At 47.3% G+C, this 19,872-nt stretch carries 23 protein-coding genes; 16 read left to right on the plus strand and 7 right to left on the minus strand.

Translation table 11 applies throughout. The features are described from left to right. The first annotated feature begins 198 nt into the window (after positions 1-198). Positions 199-825: a hypothetical protein gene (locus tag Q1J43_RS05945; protein ID WP_301101483.1), complete on the plus strand. Its 627-nt coding sequence runs from the start codon at positions 199-201 to the stop codon at positions 823-825. A 75-nt stretch (positions 826-900) separates the two neighbouring features. Here Q1J43_RS05945 and Q1J43_RS05950 read toward each other — a convergent pair whose 3' ends face one another. Beyond that, positions 901-1,896, minus strand: coding sequence for a hypothetical protein (locus tag Q1J43_RS05950; RefSeq protein WP_301101484.1), 996 nt, complete (start codon positions 1,894-1,896; stop codon positions 901-903). Positions 1,897-2,065: 169 nt separating this feature from the next. Between Q1J43_RS05950 and Q1J43_RS05955 the strand changes: the two genes are divergently transcribed. The 6 genes from Q1J43_RS05955 to Q1J43_RS05980 all read left to right on the plus strand — a co-directional run bounded on the left by Q1J43_RS05955 (position 2,066) and on the right by Q1J43_RS05980 (position 5,705). Next, positions 2,066-2,356, plus strand: coding sequence for a hypothetical protein (locus tag Q1J43_RS05955; RefSeq protein WP_301101485.1), 291 nt, complete (start codon positions 2,066-2,068; stop codon positions 2,354-2,356). 28 nt (positions 2,357-2,384) lie between these two features. Continuing rightward, on the plus strand, positions 2,385-2,750 hold the full coding sequence (locus Q1J43_RS05960; protein WP_301101486.1) for a hypothetical protein: 366 nt from the start codon (positions 2,385-2,387) through the stop codon (positions 2,748-2,750). Positions 2,751-2,770: 20 nt separating this feature from the next. Continuing rightward, positions 2,771-3,169, plus strand: a complete 399-nt coding sequence (locus tag Q1J43_RS05965; RefSeq protein ID WP_301101487.1) for a hypothetical protein — start codon at positions 2,771-2,773, stop codon at positions 3,167-3,169. Continuing rightward, complete coding sequence (locus Q1J43_RS05970) at positions 3,166-3,492, plus strand: hypothetical protein (protein WP_301101488.1); 327 nt, start codon at positions 3,166-3,168, stop codon at positions 3,490-3,492. The genes Q1J43_RS05965 and Q1J43_RS05970 overlap by 4 nt, the downstream gene beginning before the upstream one ends. Positions 3,493-3,577: 85 nt before the next feature. Continuing rightward, entirely contained in the window at positions 3,578-3,748 is a 171-nt protein-coding gene (locus Q1J43_RS05975) for a hypothetical protein (protein ID WP_301101489.1), read from the plus strand. Between the two features lie 61 nt (positions 3,749-3,809). Further along, complete coding sequence (locus Q1J43_RS05980) at positions 3,810-5,705, plus strand: primase-helicase family protein (RefSeq protein ID WP_301101490.1); 1,896 nt, start codon at positions 3,810-3,812, stop codon at positions 5,703-5,705. A gap of 37 nt (positions 5,706-5,742) precedes the next feature. Here the strand turns inward: Q1J43_RS05980 and Q1J43_RS05985 are convergent, their stop codons facing one another. Then, positions 5,743-6,024, minus strand: coding sequence for an integration host factor subunit beta (locus Q1J43_RS05985; protein WP_301101526.1), 282 nt, complete (start codon positions 6,022-6,024; stop codon positions 5,743-5,745). A gap of 103 nt (positions 6,025-6,127) precedes the next feature. Between Q1J43_RS05985 and Q1J43_RS05990 the strand changes: the two genes are divergently transcribed. The 3 genes from Q1J43_RS05990 to Q1J43_RS06000 all read left to right on the plus strand — a co-directional run bounded on the left by Q1J43_RS05990 (position 6,128) and on the right by Q1J43_RS06000 (position 8,121). Beyond that, positions 6,128-6,361: a hypothetical protein gene (locus tag Q1J43_RS05990; protein WP_301101491.1), complete on the plus strand. Its 234-nt coding sequence runs from the start codon at positions 6,128-6,130 to the stop codon at positions 6,359-6,361. Between the two features lie 62 nt (positions 6,362-6,423). After that, complete coding sequence (locus Q1J43_RS05995; protein ID WP_301101492.1) at positions 6,424-7,212, plus strand: hypothetical protein; 789 nt, start codon at positions 6,424-6,426, stop codon at positions 7,210-7,212. A gap of 78 nt (positions 7,213-7,290) precedes the next feature. Continuing rightward, complete coding sequence (locus Q1J43_RS06000; protein ID WP_301101493.1) at positions 7,291-8,121, plus strand: hypothetical protein; 831 nt, start codon at positions 7,291-7,293, stop codon at positions 8,119-8,121. A gap of 18 nt (positions 8,122-8,139) precedes the next feature. On the opposite strand, the gene Q1J43_RS06005 is transcribed toward Q1J43_RS06000, so the two are convergent. After that, positions 8,140-8,799 carry a hypothetical protein gene (locus Q1J43_RS06005; protein ID WP_301101494.1) on the minus strand — a complete coding sequence of 220 codons (660 nt, stop codon included), beginning with the start codon at positions 8,797-8,799 and terminating at the stop codon, positions 8,140-8,142. A gap of 48 nt (positions 8,800-8,847) precedes the next feature. Continuing rightward, complete coding sequence (locus Q1J43_RS06010; protein ID WP_301101495.1) at positions 8,848-9,030, minus strand: hypothetical protein; 183 nt, start codon at positions 9,028-9,030, stop codon at positions 8,848-8,850. A gap of 148 nt (positions 9,031-9,178) precedes the next feature. On the opposite strand from Q1J43_RS06010, the gene Q1J43_RS06015 reads away from it, so the two are divergent. From Q1J43_RS06015 to Q1J43_RS06035, 5 genes are all read left to right on the plus strand, one after another. Continuing rightward, positions 9,179-9,451, plus strand: a complete 273-nt coding sequence (locus Q1J43_RS06015) for a hypothetical protein (RefSeq protein ID WP_301101496.1) — start codon at positions 9,179-9,181, stop codon at positions 9,449-9,451. Between the two features lie 20 nt (positions 9,452-9,471). Then, on the plus strand, positions 9,472-12,630 hold the full coding sequence (locus Q1J43_RS06020; protein ID WP_301101497.1) for an AAA family ATPase: 3,159 nt from the start codon (positions 9,472-9,474) through the stop codon (positions 12,628-12,630). Between the two features lie 16 nt (positions 12,631-12,646). Beyond that, on the plus strand, positions 12,647-12,889 hold the full coding sequence (locus tag Q1J43_RS06025; RefSeq protein WP_301101499.1) for a hypothetical protein: 243 nt from the start codon (positions 12,647-12,649) through the stop codon (positions 12,887-12,889). A gap of 441 nt (positions 12,890-13,330) precedes the next feature. Continuing rightward, positions 13,331-13,540 (plus strand): hypothetical protein, encoded by a 210-nt coding sequence (locus Q1J43_RS06030; protein ID WP_301101500.1) that lies wholly within the window; start codon positions 13,331-13,333, stop codon positions 13,538-13,540. A gap of 11 nt (positions 13,541-13,551) precedes the next feature. Continuing rightward, the gene (locus Q1J43_RS06035; RefSeq protein WP_301101502.1) at positions 13,552-15,990 is read left to right on the plus strand and encodes a type IV secretion system DNA-binding domain-containing protein; all 2,439 of its coding nucleotides are present in this window, start codon (positions 13,552-13,554) and stop codon (positions 15,988-15,990) included. A gap of 10 nt (positions 15,991-16,000) precedes the next feature. Here the strand turns inward: Q1J43_RS06035 and Q1J43_RS06040 are convergent, their stop codons facing one another. After that, positions 16,001-16,735: a hypothetical protein gene (locus Q1J43_RS06040; RefSeq protein WP_301101503.1), complete on the minus strand. Its 735-nt coding sequence runs from the start codon at positions 16,733-16,735 to the stop codon at positions 16,001-16,003. Here Q1J43_RS06040 and Q1J43_RS06045 point away from each other — a divergent pair. Then, a complete protein-coding gene (locus Q1J43_RS06045) occupies positions 16,734-17,630 on the plus strand; it encodes a hypothetical protein (protein ID WP_301101504.1) in 897 nt (298 codons plus the stop codon). The two genes, Q1J43_RS06040 and Q1J43_RS06045, sit on opposite strands and share 2 nt — an antisense overlap. Before the next feature lie 49 nt (positions 17,631-17,679). Here the strand turns inward: Q1J43_RS06045 and Q1J43_RS06050 are convergent, their stop codons facing one another. Next, on the minus strand, positions 17,680-18,732 hold the full coding sequence (locus tag Q1J43_RS06050; protein ID WP_301101505.1) for a DMT family transporter: 1,053 nt from the start codon (positions 18,730-18,732) through the stop codon (positions 17,680-17,682). Between the two features lie 71 nt (positions 18,733-18,803). After that, complete coding sequence (locus Q1J43_RS06055; protein WP_301101506.1) at positions 18,804-19,862, minus strand: zincin-like metallopeptidase domain-containing protein; 1,059 nt, start codon at positions 19,860-19,862, stop codon at positions 18,804-18,806. Positions 19,863-19,872: the final 10 nt, after the last annotated feature.

The following is a 19,872-nucleotide window of genomic DNA, read 5'->3' on the forward strand; positions in this document are numbered from 1 at the left end:
TTCAACAAAGAAGAGAATGCCAAGGAACAAGCTCAGTTTCAACCTGAGATGTTCAAAAAGGCATTTAATGAAAACATCAACTTCATGTCGTGACAGGCGTTGACGCACCAAAAGTTGGTGCTATGATCCACGAAGAACAACAAGCCAACTTGATGCTTTGTTGAATCAGACAGCTTCACAACCTTGAAAGGACTCCAGATGACTTTCCCACAACAAGCCGAACTTGAAGCAATTGCCAAAAAAGTTCCCGATGGCTTGACTCAAGAGGAATTGGAAAAGCTTGGGAAATTAACTGCCAAGAAAATTGAATGGCAAAAAGAGCGTGATGCTGAAATCACTGGAATCATTGATTCAATCAAAACAAACAAAATTGAACTTACTCGCCTAATTGGGAAGGCTTACACCATTGATGACCTGAAGGCTACAGCCGTTCATTTTGACCTGATTAAACCTAGCGGCAAGGGTAAGCAACAAGGTACAGCCTCAAAGAAGGATAAACTTGTTGTAGGTGTATTTAAGCTTGCCGACTACAAATTCACCGCCGAACCACAAGCTGACGGCATCGTACCGACCGAATTTGAATGGGACTTCAATAACAGCCCCCGTGGTGTATCGTGGAAGCAGAAATTCGTACAGGCCATTATCGCCAAAGGAATTGATGATTGCCTGACCAAGATCACACCAGAGTTCAAAGCATGGCTGGATATTTCCCGCCCGGATGCCCGTAGCCCCAATAAGTTGGTTTATGAGAACAAAGCCGCTTTCTACAAGGCTTTTGGTCTTAAGAGTGACGGCACTCCTTCAAAGTCAAAACCACAAGCTTAAGTCTGCATATCACACCCAACCAGCCCACTTCGGTGGGCTTTTTTACACGAGTAACCATTACTCAATGGGTGAAATTCAAAAAGTTTCACCCACAAACTTATGCACCGCAGGCCCGAAGAGATCTGAGATCGCCTGATCTATGCCGCCCATAAGGTAGTCGGCAACATCTTTTTCAAATACATCAGTGCCACTGTTCAGCACCCTGTACAGGGCGAGCAAGGACAAGACTCTTCTGGGACTGGTGATGTATCGGAAGTCAGAAAAACCAATCCTGGCCCTTCTAGCGTTCGCCTTGATCGCCTTGGTCTCTTTCGTTTCGTCCCCTTGTTCCGTCTGTTCGCCCAGTTCTATCAGCTTTAACCGTCTTGCACCTTCGGTATAAACAGTAGCAAGCACGCTAGGGTTGTGGCTGATGAACTCTTCCAAGGTCAGGTAATAGGTATTTCGATCCTGATGCCTGAAATATGTGAATTTCTTGGCCGCATCTTCATCTTCTGATTCTTCTACTGAAGATCTTCCGGCCCAGCCCACCACTGGCATAGATTGGCGCTCCCAGTAGGTCCTGGACCAGAAATACCAAGGAACAGTGTTCTCAAGCAGTGCCTGTGCCTTCTGCAAAGGGTTCATGTCACGAATAGTGCAATTTCTGTCCGAGAGCAGAGACCACTTCGCTCTTTCAGCATGGTTCGCCAGTTCGTCATCTACAAGGGCGTGGCTGGCTGACAAGTCATCGTCCAATATCGCCCAGAGCGGGAGCCCATCAGGGCCGACATCCCAAGTCTGCAAAGTTCCAGGCAACACCTTGTTGATCGCTTCCACGCTACCGATCAACGGCCTATCTCGCCCACTCTTGTAAGCACGAAACGAATCGTCGTTGATCACGACCTGTCCTGCCACGACATCCTGCAGACCGCCAGCCGCCTTGAGACCAGCCACTTTCAGGCAATGGGCGATCCATGCTTCGCCCCGCATCCAAGCCAAAGTCAGCTTCTTTCCCTTTTCTTCGTGGAGCTTCCACGACTTCAGCGGAAACCACCATACCGTTTGAACGGGATTGGTCTGTTCATTCATAGAAATAACGTTCTCTAGGGAGGTTTCAGAAAACGTGAGTGTAAAGCAATGTTTGGCTCACAAAGAACTTCCTATGAAATGTGAGCAAACCACAGTTTTGCACTCATGGAAAATAAAGAACACAAGCCACAAAATACACACACCTTAATAACAAACGAAAGGAAAACAAATGAAAACAATAGTAGATGCAATCAAACACAAACAAAAAATAGTTGTTGTGTACAAGGGATTACCACGAATCATAGAACCACACATTGTTGGCGCCGCAGCAAATAGCAATGAGTATGTTCGTGGTTTTCAAACAGATGGAACAAGTTGCACTGAAGAACATGGCTGGAAACTCATGAATCTGCAAGCCATTCAGATGGTATCCCTATTACCAAATCAATTCTTTCCAAAAGCGAGAAATGATTTCAAAAGAAATGACCCATTGATCACCACAGTGTATGCAACGCTATAACCAAACATCAAACTAAAAAGGAAATTCAATGACAAACAAAAATCAACTCGGCAAAGATATGAAAAAAGGCATGAGCAACCTAAGCATTAACCAAATCAAAGGATCAATCCTTACCTGTCTCATGGTCTATAAGCAATGCATTTTGATTGAGAAGGATACCCCAGAAAGCCCTTGGTTTCACTTTCTTGATCTTGTCGCGCTTATGTGGGGCTACTACGGCGATCTTGACTTACACATTGACAAGATGGAAGAGCGATTGACGGCAGTGGTAGGCGATTTTAAGTCACGCTCTGACATTGAAGCCTTCGTACAGTCTGTGGGCGACTTCAAAGAAGAGCATGACAAGTATTTGGAAAATCTGAGCAAGATCTACGACCAAGTTATCAAAATCTAACAACCAAGAAAGGAACCATCATGCAAGAAACAAAAAAACACTATAGCAAAGAGTCAAGGGAATTTTTAGCAAAAGCTTACGCATCACAAATCTATTCCGACATATGGAGAAAAATCTCTGAAGGCTTTGAATGTAAAACCATCGCAGAATTCCACAAAGAATGCTCGTCGGAAGAACTTTCAGAAATCACAAATTGGAACCATTCCGTCTTTGGAGAAGAACTATGCAATGCGGTCGATTACGCGATTGACGTTACTTTGACTGAAGAAAAGACAGAACTCAGTAATGTTGCCGAAATTGAAATCTTCGAATTACGTTTTGGCGGCGTGGATTTCTGGGTATCTTTCAGATTGATTGATCCAGATCACAAGCGAAGAAAGCTTATTGAGTCAATGAAAAGAAATAGCTTTTATAAGTGAAAAATAACTTCCCCAACGCTTTGGGGAATCACTGGGAAGACATCCCCATATTTGAGAATTATTTCAACCAAGAAGGAGATACAAACCATGAAAAATGCAAATTTAAAGTCAAAATCTTTAATTACACCCCCACCTTCCCCAGAACTTACCCAAGCTCTTGGGGAAAGGCAAAGGCAATATCTACGTGGATTTCGAAGGCTTTCCCCATTTACCCCATCATTTTTCAAGTTAAGAAGAAAAAGTGGTTACATATAGCTTCTTACCACATCAATGATGGAATTGAAAAACAAAATGGGGAAGCTGGGAAAATCGCACCCTACTAAATCTAGGAATTTGTTGGCAACATTTTCAAACTTGACAACAGCAAATATTCTGTTAGATCAATAAAACACAGAAGGAGAACAAATCATGAAAGAAAAGAAGAAGCACCAGTTTTTCAATGTCGTGATTGACGATGATCTAATGAAGGACATCCGAGAGTTACGACAAGCAGGGGTGAATTGGCAGTCTCTGACCCGAACCTTTCTTCAAGGAAAGGCAAAAGAATTCAAGAAAAGCCAAACATTCATTCTGAAATAAAAAATGCGGCCCTGCAAAGCCGCATCAAAACCAAAACAACTTACAAAATGAAAGGTTACTTATGACTCTAATCAAAAGAAAGGAAAATGTCAAATACCAAGACATCCTTAAAAACGAAGAAACATACAATGCTTGCTCTTCTTACCAAGACAAGCAATTGATGCTTCAATATTGCAATGAATTTTCAGACTACTTCTTTGTGGAAGACATGGGTGGAAAATCCGTTGTGATTAGCCCTATCCTTCGCAAGCGAGCTATCACCAACAATGATGGTAGCGAGAGCATTGTGAATGACTTCACCTACTCTTACTTCTCACAAGCCGAATTCGGCAAGGCGAAGATCAAATCTCACTTCAACATTGACAAGCAGTACAACAAATCAACTTATCAGGTTCAGGTTTCCTTTGCAGACTTCTGGTTGAAGACCCGTTCTGAAATCTGCACCAGCTACAAGCACACCGTGTTTGACCCCAACCCCAAGTTTAATGATCCTGAGACCTTCAACTTCTGGACAGGCTTCGTTGAGCCCATCAAGGGGGATGTAACTCCATTTCTGAATCACATTGATAATTTGATTGAAGGAACCGCCGAACAGAAGGCGCACATCATCAAACTGATCGGCTATACCGTAAAGTTTCCCCATATCCGCACCGATACAACGATCATCCTTCAGGGAAAGCAGGGATCAGGAAAAACCACGATTTCCGAGACACTCCGCGCCATGTGCCCGAACCATACCGCTGTTGTTGATAATCTGGACGAGCTTTTAACTGGCTTCAACCATGAGTATCACCACACCAAGTATTTTCTGCATGAGGAATCCATTTTCTCTGGGGACAAAAAGAGCAACGAGCAGATGAAGCCCTTGATCACTGGCACCACTCGCAAAAGCCGAATCAAGAACGTCACTTCCGTGGAAATCCAGAACTACTCATTCCACATTTTCACCAGCAACAACGACAACCCTGTTCGTATTGAAGACAGTGACCGTCGCCACAACGCCTTTACTTGCAGCAATAAACTGATCGGCTACAAGGCTTACTTCAAGACCTACTATGACTGGTTGAACAATGGTGGCGCCAATGCCTTGGTGCATTTCTTCCAGAATGAAGTGAATTACACCCATTTTGAGCCTACCATCGCCATTGAGACTGATGCCAAGAACTTGATCAAGGCGCAGAACCTTGATCCAGTCGAGAGCTTCATCTTCAACATTCTCGCTGGTGCGATTGATGCCATCCCAGAAGACAACCGCTACAAAACGGACAAAATGGAGCTCCAAGAGCTGACCATTCCGCGCATGGCACTCTTTGAACACTTCCAGACCTTCCACAGCACGGCAGGCCGTAAGATTTTGAGCTTCAGCCAGCAGAGCTTTAACGCCAAAGTTCAGCAGATTTTCAAGTTCCCAGACACCTACACTGAGTGGAAGAACAAGGCGATTGGCCGTTACTTCAGGTTTCCAAAGCTTGCTGAAGCCCAAAAATTGTTTGCCCAGCATATCAAGGTCAGCGATTTCTTCAGTCTCACATGCCCAGGTGGGGACGAAGCTGAACAGAAAAAAGAAGCCGAAGCCGACTTATTGACCTTGGTCACTCAGCCATCCAAGCCACAAGCGGAAAAAAGCAAGCTCGAATTAGCCAAGCTCAACATCAAACCAATCGCCTTCACCATGCCAGTGAAGATTGAAGAGCGAAGCGTTCAGCCTGTTGTGCAGCAAGCAGAAGCCCCTGTAGCCATTATGGCTACCGTTCAGCCTACGGCTCACCAGGTCAAGAAGTCATACAACGATTGCGATCCGTTTGCTGATGATCCAGATGAGGACCCATTTGTATGGTCTCCCAGCACCGACAAGCCTTCAGGCGAATGCTGGACGGACAACATCACTGATACCGTGTATGCATCGCCACCAACCACCAAGAAGTTGGCATTCTGGAAAGAAAGCACAACTCACTAAAGCCAAGAGACTCTGCGGAGTCTCTTTTGCATGGTGCTTATCGGCGATCTATCAGCTCCCTTAGCTCCTTACCTGCCTTGAAGTGCGGAACGAACTTCCCTGATACGGCTACCTTCTCGCCCGTCTTGGGGTTTCTAGCCATTCGGGCAGGCCGATAGTTCAAGGAAAACGAACCAAAACCACGGATTTCGACACGATTTCCAGCCTTCAGGCTATCGCCAATCGCTGTGAGAATTTCAGCGACACAGGCATCAGCATCTTTAAGGATCAACTGGGGAAATCGCTCTGCCAAGCGTGCAATGAGTTCGGATCGAGTCATGTCCTTGATTTTACAGAACAACAAGACTCTAACAAAGCATATTCAAAGCTTGACACTTCGAATTTGTTTGTTACTTTATTCCAATAAAATAGGAGAAATAAAAATGAAACACTATCAAGCAGACATTTTATTCAACGACAACAATCAACGATCAATGAACATATTTATTTACTTTGACGAATTTGATGCAGCCACAGATGATGAGATTGAAGAACACTTGATTTCATTAGCATACAAGGAGCTTATGGAACTTGGCTTTAACAAAGACCCTAACGATCTTAGTTTTATGTATTTCGACAAAATAGTTTCAATCAAATATCAATATACACATAAATAGCCATTGCTTTTCTTCTTTGTTTTTTGTAAATCAAATATACAAACAAACAAGGAAGGCAAAAAATGAAGAAAAAGGTTGTGATTGTAGCTTCTGATGCAGGAAACATTGGCAAGACGCTCGTAGCATCCGTTATTCTTGAAACATTGAGAATGACTGATAAAGTTGATGGTTATGTCTGTGACCGCAACTTTCAGGGCTTGTATGAACGATATGGGCAGAAGAACAGTAATGGGGCATTGAAACCATTGCACTTACAAGACCCAGCCCAAGGAGTTGCTTTTCTGGACATTGCCAACCCTGACGAGAAATCCAAGGTAGCCAGCAGTCTTGGCACTGACTCCAATTATCTTGTTTTCGATTTACCAGCCAATGCCACACATCAACTGGCAACCTGCATGGGCAGCCCACAGGATTTCATCGACTTTTTGGAATTTGCGGATGCTGAAGTTATCTTCGTTTGTCCTATCAAGGACCAGAAAAGCATTACATCCTATAAGAGCTTGAGAGAAACCTTCCCCCACGGTGCCAAGTTCATTCTTGCCATCAATGCGGGGTTTATCAAGGCAACCGAAAGCAATGCCCAGACCGTCATTGACGGCATACTTAAACAGTTTGGGCATGAGACCCACTTCATCCTTGAGCAGACGTTGAGCCCTAGAATCTTTGACTTACTCAAAAACAATACCCTACGAGAAGTTTTTACCCCCAGAGCAGAACGCAAGCAGGCTGACGGCTCCTACTTCCCTGCTGATAGTGACTATCTTGCACAGGACAGGGGTGACCAGTTCATCATGAACAGGTTTATCCCCAGTGTCAGCGAAGCGGTGGAAGGACTTTTCTTGAACCAATGATCTAAGGCTGGCTGACCTGTCAGTTGCCATGGGTTAAAGTGCTTGACAGACCACACTCAAAGCAAGAACGGAAGCGCCATGAAATCAAAAATTGACTGGATTCGGCGAGCACAACGAGCCATACGAATGCTTGCTGAACTACACCGCCTTGGCTACCAGGGACTGCGGGGGATGCCATATCTGAATCCCCTTGGGTTCAGGCTGGCGATAGCCCCAAAACGCTATTTCTCAGAACGAAACGGGGCTGTCATACCGCAAAGCCAACTGACTGGGAGCAATGTCGCCATCACAGGCGCTGGAGACTACTTCGGCTGGATGGATACCGCCAACGACGATGCCCGAACACTTGCCCAAAAATTTATTGAGCGCTTTCCTGAGATCGCAAACCAAGGGAAGGAGAGGGATTGGGCTTATGCAGGCTGGCTCGCTGAACTCGTAGGCTTCCTAGAGCAAGGCGACTGGATACCCACACTTTGGTGGGAGAACATGAAAGGCAATTCTGAAGATCTACAGACTTTGCCAATATGGATTGCAGATCAAGATAACCTTCAATGGGAAGGTATAGCTTCTGTCATATCTCCTGAAAATCCGTCTTTCCCACTCCCCCCGATAAGCATTAACCATAGCAATACTGCTAGTTCCGAAGAAAGAACGATCTGGTGGGGAGAACAGCGGTATTGGACCGATGCTTTGGATGCAATCTGTCTGGCGATGGAAGATGGTGGGCGATTAGTCACCATTGACGTGAAGAAAATTGAATCGCATCTTTTTGACGGTGATGGTCCTGCTTACATGCTTCTTGAAGCCATGAAATCTGTCATTGAACACGAGGGGTACGATGGATACAAGGGGGCACCCCGACTTGTGAAGGCACTCCTTTGGAAGTTGCAGGAAATCAGCGAGAGTTGAAAATTTCGTTCATGGACATCAAGCCGATTGACTATCAACACCCTTGGGATCAACCGACATTCCGGCCATGCTCATCAACCGACGAACCTTGCTCAAGTCCAACCAGAGATCACCGATACTGGCGCTGATTTTCTTGAAGCCCGTATAGTTTGTGCGGTCGAAAGCATTCAGATCGTGATTGTCAGCCAGACGATAGAGCCATCGCCAGACATTTTCCCAGTGTCTGTCCCAGTCTTCAGCCGCCATAGGGCGGATTGCTCCAGGACTGCATAGACTTCGCCAATCTGGTTCATGACCCAACCAATTTGGCTCTGACCAGTCGGAAGCTATCACCTTTTCCGTGACAACCGCTGCTGGGTTGGTGGGGGAAGTTCTGATCGCCGCTTTTCGCTGTGTGGCGGTCACTGACTGATCCACCTTCCTTCGCTCATCCCTGACCAGTTTCATGTAGCGACTGACCATTGCTGGATTGACTGTGCCGAACCCCACTTGATTGAGCAGCAAGCTCAATTCCTGATGGCACACTTTGCCGACCTTCTTCCAGGCAGGAAACAGACGACCATTCCAGTCATCGTAGTTTTCCCTGAAGACATCAATCAGTCGTGTCTTGTTTGTTGTGGCAACCGCTTCATGTTCAGCCTGCACGATAGCTTGGCTTAATCGCTCTTGTATATTCATGACACCCCCTAATGTTCTTGCGTCATGAATTGAAGTAAGAAATTTTTGTCACAAAATCAAGTGCCCTTGTCTTGTTTTTGTACATCCGTTGTATTTTTTCGTTTTCAATTGTTTTATTTTTGTTGGATTGATGTTTTCTGGTTTGTATTTACTTGTCTTTCCTTGTTGCGCGTTGTACATCCCTGTCTTTTTCTTGTCGCATTCTCTGCTTTTTGCCGTTTTGCAGTTCATAAGCACCTATCACATTAAAATGTATCTGGATGCGATAGGTTCATTTCCAATAGAAAACACGGAGTTCTTCAAGAATCTGATTGTTTTGTTTGGTTAAACCTTGACTTCCCAATTTCATTTGTTACCTTGATTTCAAAAAGGACAACAAATGCAAGAACACTTACGAATGGATGGCATCAAGGTTTTTCCTGAAGATGCAAAGCTTCTTCAACTGGTGATGCAGGAACACCAGATCAAGAACAAGAGCGAAGCTTGGCGAATCGTGCTTCGTAAATACGAGAAGAACCGAAACCTGACCGATTCCTTTGACGAACTAAAGGATGAGTTGGTCTCTGTAAGAAATGAGATTTCCCAGCTTAGTTCAGTGATCGAAGACTTGTATTTCATTGTCCAGAGCATCAGCATGGGGCAATCGTCATGATGCTTCGCAACTATGCTGCCATGACCAATCTGGAGTATCACGAGAAGCAACTGAACTACAACAGCACGGCATTGCTTGCCACCATAGCCGAGCAGTTTCCTGAGCTTGAAACTCGTGATCTGAACGATCCCCGCTTTGCGGAATTTCTGGCGAGCAATCCGTATAACCCAAAGCTCTTGGGCGAGCTGGCCCAGAGCCTTGGATTGGATGGAAAATTTCTCAGCCCTGAGCTCTGGAAAGACTTGTCCAACGGCTGGTGTCCCGTAGTTTCGTCTTCCCCCCTGTTCCACCAGGCACAGGACACCCCAAGGGGAAAAATGGTGCAGTTCAGGAAAACGGCGACCCCGATCCATGCTGACGGGAGTTACCGCTATCCGGCCAAGGGCGAGCAAAAAAATCGTTTGGGGACAGAGTTCATTTTCTGCTTCGGCGAACGACTTTCCACCGCCGTTGCTTTGCTCGCCAGCGAAGACAAAACACTAGAACTTCGCTTTAGCCAGCTATGCAATCAGGTTTTCAGGGATGTGGTGATGCCTGAAATGCTCAATCTGGCCCGCATCCGCAAAGGTCAGGACGGCACTGATTACCAGTGTGCCGCCGAGATTTTGGCCGTGCCCTATTTTCATGTGGACTCACGCTCAGAAAGTCCATTTCTGCATTTTCACCTTGATCTGCTCAATGTGGCCCGTGGCTATGACGGCAATCTGTACAGCCTATGCACCGACGAGATCGGCGCCAATGCTTCGGCACTGGATACCTTGTTTATGCGACACATGAAGGCCGGACTGGAGAAGGAATTCGGTTTCGTGTTTGAAGCCGTCAAACACGATGAGGACCTTGCCAACGAGTTCATTCAGAATCACGAGCGAAAAACCGTGTCCTTTGATCTGCCCGAATCGCTGATCCCTGCCCAGGTTCGTGACTGGCGAGCCACCCGCGAAAAAGAGATGCAGCAGGCTTTGAGACAGTCAGGCAAGACTGGCTACAAGGCGGAAGAGTTGGCCCGTCTGACGTCCCGCGATGAGAAAACCGACAAATCGCCCGCGCAGTTGATGCACCAGTGGAAACAGGAATTTCATCGTATGGGCTGGACCCCAACCCAGTTCAAGCAGGAGCTTGCCCGCCACCAGCGACAGCCGAAAAATCAGCACCAAGCACCCACGGCAAGCGTCATGGAAGACACTTTTCTTCGCCACCACAAGGATGTGGCCATGACCGAAAACCAATATTTGGCCCATCTTCAGAAGCAGCTCTTGCCTTTCATGTCGGGCGAGCAAGCAGAACGTGAAGCCACCACGATCTTTGAACGAGATTGTGTGCTGGCCATGAGCAAGGAGCAGATGGACTACTTCAAACCGCTATTGGACGACACGATCACCGACCCCAATCACCGTCAGGCCATGCAACTTCGGTTCATGCGAGAAGCCCGTTTTTTGCACCGTTCCACAATCGCCAAGGATCGCTATATCTCTGACAGCCTGAAAGCCCGCGAGCAGGAAACGGGTTTCAGCTTTGAGCGTGCTCTGGTGGATCGTTTCATTCTGGACTACGAAGCCCGTCAATCCGGCCCTGATCGCCGTTTCAAATTTGCCAAGGGGCAACGAGAAGCGGTGCAAATGATTCTGAGCGAACCAGGAGCCGTCTGCAATGTAGCTGGCAGAGCCGGTGCCGGTAAATCCACTTTGCTGAAAGCGGCCCGTGAATTCTATGTTGCCAACGGTTTCAAGGTCTTCGGCACATCCACCAGTTCCACCGCCAGCAAGGGTTTGGCCGAATCCACAGGCATGGGATCGCAGGACTTCCACAACACCACCAAATTGCTTCGCCTGCTGGACGAAGGCAAGTTAAAGCTGGATCGCCAGTCCGTTCTGTTCTGGGACGAAGCGGGTATGGCGGACACCAACAGCTTCTACCGTGTGATCCAGCATATCAATAATGCAGGCGGCAAGCTGGTTTTGGTGGGCGAGAAGGAACAGCTCCAAAGCGTGGGGTTTGGCGGAAATTTTTCTCAGCTTAACCAGGAGTTCATCACCACCCCGGTTCGTGAAATCAACCGTCAGGTGGATCAGTGGCAGCGCGACATGGTGGAAGATTTCGCCAGTGGGCGATCACATCAGGGCATCCGTACTCTATACGAGATCGGCAAGGTCATCATCACCCCTTCCGATGAGCAACGACTGACCCAGATCGTCAATGACTACCTATCTGCTAGCAGTTCAGCCCAGGACAAAATTATTCTGGCCGCCACGCATGACGATATCGAACGACTCAATCTAGCCGTCCGAAATCAGCTCAAGCAGTCAGGAAAGTTGCCAGAGCAAGACGTCATGGTTCAGTGCAACGACAAGCAGGAACGTGCTTTCTCCACTGGGGATCGCATTGTCTTCACGAAAAACCAGAAATCCGACGATGCCACCACCCAGCAACTCAACAACAGCGACACGGGGGAAGTTCGCAAGATTTTTACCAGCAAGCTAACCGGCAAACCGAAGGCGATCCAGCTCAGGATGGATGACGGCAGGGAAATCGTGCTGGATCTCGGCAAGCCCCATGCCCTACGACATGCCTATGCCGTAACAGTGCATAAAAGTCAGGGACAAACCAAAAATCAGTCCTTTTATTTTGTGTCCAGCACCACCAATAGTTTGCATCATGCCTATGTCGCCTGTTCTCGTCATCGCCACGAATTGAAGATGTATCTGAGCGAGGACATGGTTAGCACACTGGAAACCAAGCTGGACGGCAAAGCCCCCACGGCATCCATGAAAAAGGTAGCTCAATGGATCGCTCAGGAAAAAAATCTGAACCTTCCCAGCGAAACCTTGCAGTCCTTTACCGAGACCCGAAGCTTTCTGGATCAGCACTGGAAGGGCACCACTGGCAACGACCCGCACCCACTGGATCGTTTTATCCGCATTGTGGAAGCGATGGCCAGCAGTCAGTTCAAGAAAACCAGCCATGACTATGAAATTCTGGATGGCGCCGCCCGAAACACCTATGAAGCCTTGAAGATGGCGCGGGTTGAACAGGTTCGTCGTGCAAAAACCCAGCCGCAGCCCATACCCAAAGCCATCAAAGCCCGCATCGTGCAGAGCAACGATGCCCAGCAACTAGCCCGCTTGCAGAAGTTACGTGAGCAGAAGGCACGAAGTCAGAAACACCAAACCATGCACAGATAACAAGAAGGAGAACCGCATGATCATCAGTCCAACACTCAAAAAACTCACTCAAGCCAACGAAGCTTATTCCCTTTCCAGCGACATTGTTTGCCGAACCTGTACCAATGCAATTTGGCGAGCGGGACGAATCCGACGAATTCAGGAAGCCAACAGTGACATTCTTCAGTGCTACTGCCCCATCTTCTTCACGGTAACTTGGGCAAGTCAGGACCCCATTGAATTCACGAGTTGCGACGGATTCAAGGGAATCGACGACTAAACCCGATGGAGTCTAAAAATTTCTTTCTCATTGCCTTGGGGAAGTTCTGGGAAAAAATGAGCATTGATCGGGGGTGAATTCCCAATGCCTTGGAGAACTTTTGTTCAACTTGATGTGATCAAGCGTCTCCCATAAACCAATCCGAAGCAATTAATCAAGTTTTACTACAATTTTTCCAAGGCTTCCCCAAGTGCCTGGGGAGGGGAAAAATCAACATTGACTGACTATTGCAAGGATTTCCCCAGAGACCCCATCATTTTTTCAACAAGAAGAAAATAGGGGGTATAGATAGCCGCCCATCCCCTTGTACAAATTTCCAAAAAAACATGGGAACCTGGGGAAGTTGGTAAAGCATCGAATCATTTTTCTGACAAACCTTGTTAGTCATCTTGATTTCCCTGATTATTTTTGTAGCTTGTACAAAAACAAGAAGAGAACAACATGAACTACAAACAAGAAAATTCCACAGATGAAGAATCTATTTTCATCCCAACCGAGATCATGGGGGACTATCAATACAACGATCAATCAACCATCAAACCAAGAAGTCACTTGTGGAAAGAAAACTGCTACAAGCTGAAATTTTTTATTCCTGCTGCCGTCTATGTTCTGTTCTGTGGGGCATACCTCTACCTTGAGTTCATTTTCTGAGGTTTCGGCTCGTGAACATCAGAAAGGAACCCAAACCCAAGTGGATGTTGCCTGGCGATCAGACGCCCTTGGACACCACCATCCCGACCGTGCATGTCGGATCAGCCCTCATGTTGGGTGTGCTAACCACGGTGATCGCCGTCAGCCTGATTTTGTTGTTGTCTTGGGCGAATTACCCTTTGTTTCCTGTTCCACCGAGCGAGCGACCACCGATTTTTCATGTGCAGGCTTTCTGGCAGGTACTGGCCGGGTTGATCTCAAAACTGTTTCAGGGGGATATGTTTCACTACTACCGAGCTTATCTATTTCGATTGAACCAGAGCGGCATGGGGGACTACCTTGCTTATCGCTGGCTGATCGCTCTCATCGGTGGCATCGCTTGTGGCGGCTGGGTCTTCTGGAAATCCTTGAAACCCGTGGGCGGTGTTCGCCATGTGAAGGGAAAGGAACTGTTAGAAGGGAAAATCGCCTACCAGTCACTGAAGCGAGAGTTCAATTTTCTGTGCCGACATGGCCATGGTTCCCGTTTGGTGATGGCAGCCGACTCAGGTTTTGACCCCACCAATCCGCTGCACTTCACTCCCCAGCATCTGAAGTCTGGACGATTCATTGAGAAGCCTGAAGCCCTTCGCCGTTCGCATACGCTTTATATTGGTGGGACAGGACGCGGGAAGACTCAGCTCATCTACTTTCTGGAAGTGGCTCAGGTCTATCAGCACATTCGTAACGGCGACCGCGTGAAGCTCTTGATCGCCGACACCCCTAAATCCGACTACTGCAAATATTTCCACAGTAGCCACATCGTCAAGATCGCTCCCCATGAACATGGCGGTGTGTGCTGGGATATTGCGACCGACTTACGAAATCCGTTGGTGGCCCACGCCTTCTGGAAAGGAAAAATTCCGCTGGATGACAAGGATTCAATTTGGCCGCTTGCCGCTATTTCCGTTTGTACCGGGGCGACCAAAGTCTTGCAGGTGTTGGCACCAAAGGTTTGGAACTACGGCATGCTGGCTTATCTACTCGGAAAATCGGGAGAAGAACTATCAGGGATCGTAGGCGAACACTATCCTGAAGCCAAACAGGTCTTGAATTCCGCCCGTGAGACCTTGACCAGTGTGATGTTCAACTTGGGAACCCACACAGCGGACATCATCCAATTGGGCAGAATTTATGACTGCTACGACAGCAAGGTTGCCATCCATCAGGCAAGCTCTCAAGCCTTGAAATCGCCAGCGTATCTGAATTTCATCAGTGTCCAGATGGGTTATGACCCCATGAACACCGAGAACGAAACTGCCAAGATGAAGAAGGCGGTTCATTTCAAAGGGGTTTGCCGTTTTCTCAACCAGACACAGCCTGACTGGCAGTGGAAGGATTTTTCCCGTTTCATCAAGCAACCGATTGACGAACAGAAAGTGCGAATTTTTCAGTGTCTGACCGGCAACGAAAAAGGCTTTCTGATGAAGTCAGGCTTTATGGATGACTGGAAAAGCTTGTGTGCCACCGTGGTTCAGTATGCTGATGAATGGGATCAAGCAGAAGCTCGCAAAAAATTTTCCATTCGCTCATGGATCAAGCACGAGAACCCCAAGCGTAAAGTGCTTATCTTGAAGCCTTCCGAGAGTTTCCCCAGCCTGACCGAAGGACTGATCAAGGGAATACTCTACTTCGCCAACAGCGTGATTTTGGGCGATTTGGCCGACAGCCGAAGCCGCCGATTCCACATCCTGATCGATGAGTTTCAGTCCTACGGTAACATCGAACCCTTCACGGCACCGGCTTTGTCCTTGTATCGCTCAAGGGGGGTCAGTCTCAGTCTTGCCATGCAGGACTTGGCACAACTGGTGAAAATCTACGGGCAGGAATTCGTGGATTTCATGACTTCCAACACGGGATCGCTGTATGTGCTGGGTATCCAGGACGGTTTCAGTGCCAACAAGTTTTCTGAGTTATTGGGCGAGAAGACCATTGCCAAGTTGCATCGCAGTGTCAGCCACAGTGATGGTGGGAAATCCACATCCATTGACGAGCAGCACCACCAGGAAAAAGTCATGGGAGCCAACGAGTTCAACTTGTTGGGAGCCAACGAAGCCACAAGGACAATTACCTATCTGGCGCTGTTTGCCAAGCAGAATCCCGCCTACATTCTGACCGCACCGATCTTGCCCTACAAAACGAGAGCCGAAAGCAAACCAGCGGCTTGGATTGATGCCTTGCCCAGCAGACCCTTACTACCTGATATGGATCGCTATTGGGATTCGAGCCAGGACAGCTACCAGCCACCCCAGCGAGTCGTATCCCCTAACCAGGGCATGATTGATGATCAGATTGACCATATTTACGATGGCTACCAGGAAGACCTTGAAAGAGAATTTGCCAGCCAGACGGAAGCAGATCGTTTGGGAATCACAGAACCAGTCCCTTTCGCCATGTATCAGGAAGACTAGGAAATGTGCATCAGTGCCATCGTTTAATCAGCTCATAGCCGACCAGCACAACCGTCATGCTGGATGACCAGACCAAAAAATCACGAGCAATTCTTTTCAAGGTATAGGGAGCATCCACCATCTGCTGAAGGTAGGGCTCAATCAGATCGGGAAGCTTAGATCGCATGGCACTGATAAACAAGTGGCGACTCTTCTCACGTAGCTTCTCGTTTTCTGCATCAAGCAAACTGGCGTAGCTTTGAATTTTTTCATCGTGTGCCTGTAGCAGTTGGGCGAAATGATGACTTATGTTCTGAATATCCCTTGCGACATGGCTACTGTGCGCGTGCATTTCAATTTTCATTGAATCAATATTCTTCTTCAAGTTTGCCTGTATCGCTGTTTCAAGCGATTCGGACATTTGCCAGACTACATGATTCATTTGCTCTACAGCATCGGGCATATCTTCATAAAGTGTCTTGATGTATCCCATAACATAAAGAAGAGCAAAGACTTCATCATCTGACCTTAAACCTGCATCATTGATGACCTTCATGAAGTCAAGCTTTCTTTCTTCAGGAAGCATAGCAAGTATCTTGTTCCTGAAACTTTCTCCCTCAACATCTTCTTGCATGTGATTTCCTTTTTCAATCAACATACAAAAAACAAAACAAATTTCAATAGCTATAGTTACCACTCTTCTAATTTTGTTTGACTTTTCATTTTTGGCTGTTATTTGTACATCACAACCAAAGGTGAAAATCATGAGCACAAAATCAATAAAAATACAGACAGGCGAACAAGATGGCGTCAATGTAGTGGCTGATCCTGAAAATCAACGATACCTTGTTGATCTTCCAAACAGCTACGATGTGTATTGGCAATTTCATAGCAAAGATGAGAAGCATGCCTTTGCTAAACGAATTGAACAAACCGACATCAAGCGAGCCGTCTATGAAGTCCCTCTTGAAAATCTGGCGACCGACGAACAGATCAAAAGCTTCAACTACAAGATCAATAGTGCCAGAAGCATTGCCAAGGAAATTGCCAGCGAGCGAGAAACCATGGAATCGGTCTTGTCCTTCAACCAGACCCACGACAACAAAGCCGTGGCTTTCATCTACAAAGCCCCCACCAAAGGCTTTGCCGTGGGAGAAATCCTCCACAGCGGAAAATTCTTCGTTGCCCAGTCGGCGGGCGAGAACGACGACAAGGTTTTCATCCGTGTCATCCACAGCACCAAGCTATTGCAAGGGAAGGATGAGTTTGCCAACCGCGAAGAAACCTTACAGAGCAAATTCCCAGTAGGAAGCCACAAATATCTTCGCTACGACGAATTGGGCAGGATCACCGCCAAGGACTACCAACCCAAGCAGATTTCTCTTGCCAGCATGGCAACCTTGACCAACGATCAGCGAGAAGCATTGAAGGCTTACAGCGAGAAGAGCGGCAAGGCTTGGAAGGAAAAGCTGAATATCGCCTGGACCACTGGTAGCTATAAGGGGGTGGATAGTCAGCAGTCTGCTTTGTTACAACAGGTTCGTAACCAGTTTGGACCGGAATGGCTGGCTGAGTTGAAGACCGAAAATCTCTACCCAGCAATAGTTAAGCAACCGACTTTAGCCACTGACAAGACACAGGGAAAGGCACTAGTCCGTTGAGAAATACCCCGTAGTGCATTTCACGACCAACGGAAAAAGTATCTAGTCGTTAGTGGCTATGCCCACGGTGATGAGCATCGGGAAAATGGGCATGGATGTGTACCATTGGCTCGTGCCGGTGTAAATGAACATGTTTTTTACCCAGCTCAACTGAGAAACCATGTGAGTGCTGATGGTGTTCGTCGTGGGTATGCTCGTGGCTGTGCTCCATCGCTTCGTGGGCATGCTCATGCTCATGTCGTTCTGTCAGGTGCAACCAAATACCAAATGCCATTAGCACGCCAGCAACAATAATTGGAACAGTAACGGGCTCTCCGCTCAAAAGAGCCAGCATGGCCCCGAAGAAAGGTGCTACAGAGAAATAAGCCCCGGTACGGGCCGTACCTAGGTGTCGCATGCCGACTACGAACAGCACAAGGCTCACTCCATAGGCCAACAGACCTACAACCATCGCTGATTGAACTGTCCAGAAACTTGGCAACCCAGAACCCATTACCCATGCCAGCACAAGATTTGCACTGCCTGCAACGGTCCCTTTTACCGCCGCAATCCAGGTCGCATCAGCCAGTGCCACCTTTCGAGTCAGGTTGTTGTCGATAGCCCAACAAAGACAGGCACCTATTATCGCCATGGCAGGAAAAGCCCCGGTAAACCTAGCCTCACCGGGCCAACTTAGAATCAATGCTCCACTAGCTATGGCCAACATCCCTAACCCGATACGTCGGTCAAAATTCTCCTTGAAGACTGCCCAGGCAATTACCGCTGTCAGCACGCCCTCGGCATTTAGCAAAAGTGCAGCACCGGAAGCCGGCATACCAGTTAAGCCGAACATGAGCAGTACCGGCCCGGCAACTCCGCCAGTCAGAATAGCACCTGCCAGCCAGCCAATCTCTTCGCTCTTAAGCAAAACTGTTCGGGCATGGGTGACGATGCGATAGATGCTCAATCCTATCCCTGAGCCGAGATAAAACAGTCCGGCGAGCATCCAAGGGCTAACATCTTGAAGCAGCCATTTGGCGATAGGAGCACTAGCACCAAACAAAAAGGCTGAACCGAGTGCCGCAGCTACACCGCGATTGAAGATGAGAATTTTGATTGCCATTGCTTGCTGATTGTCTCATTGCGGAAACATGCTAGGGACTATTTGTCACACCACTGAGGTCAGCACCTGACCTAGATACTGATAGCTGTGCTTTTTTGGGCATTGGCAATCGCACGATCCGCCATTGCTTGAGCCTGTTCGTTCTTCTGTTCAAGGTTCAACTTGTAGGCTTCCAGATGTTCCATCTGGTATTCAGTTGCCTTGGATGCCTGATTCGCCGCCTTGGTAATCAAGGTTTTATCGTCTTGTAGGGCAGCAAGCCACGATCTCAAGTAAGCCGCATGGTTTTCATGACCAGAAGGATTGTGGGCAATGCCAAGCTCAACAGCCATGAACGATGAAGTGAGCTCAGCGATTAGCTCTTCTTTGGCATATTCGGTAGTCCCAAAGCCATTTCCCATCTTTCTGCCGAGCGCAGGCCCTGTGCTATGCCCAAATTCATGAAGCAAGGTATCGGCATAGGCTTCACTACTTTTGAACAGACTGGGATCGGGCATATGAACCAAGTGCTTGGATGAAGAATAGTAGGCACGAGACATCCCAGAGTGTTCGACTTTGAGATCGGTTCTCTCCTGCAACGCCTTGGAAAGCAACTCGATTTCTTCAGCCGGTTTTACTTCTTTACCGACTTGAATGTAAGGGGGCATGCCTTCAATCTGACTGGCATTGAAGACGGGATACCACTTGAATCCTATCTTTGGATTTCCCTTCTCATCAAGGATAGGAAATGCCTTACCTTGTTCATTTTTCATTACATTGCCATCACTATCTTTTTGATAAGCAGGCACAACCTTCATGATGTAGCTCGCTTTTGAACCTTTCTTGATATGCAACGGAGCATTCATAGAGCGAGAGATTTCTTGCATTTGAACAAAGGTCATCCAACGGGGATCACTGAATTCTTCGGTGATCAGTGTTGCCACATTTCCCCCGTGATACTTTTCACCAGTCAGGGCATTTCTAGGCCACTCGTTACAGCTAAAGAATGGTTTTTCCCACTTCAAGCCGTTTTCTTCACAGGAAATGGCTTCTTCTATACGAGCAATGAACTTATTTGTAAGTTCTTGCTGATAGTCTCGCTCTTCAGTTTTTGCAATTTCTTTTTTTTGATATTGTTTCTTGTAAGCCATCTATATCTCA

Source organism: Propionivibrio sp. (assembly GCF_029255185.1).
Classification (GTDB): domain Bacteria; phylum Pseudomonadota; class Gammaproteobacteria; order Burkholderiales; family Rhodocyclaceae; genus Propionivibrio.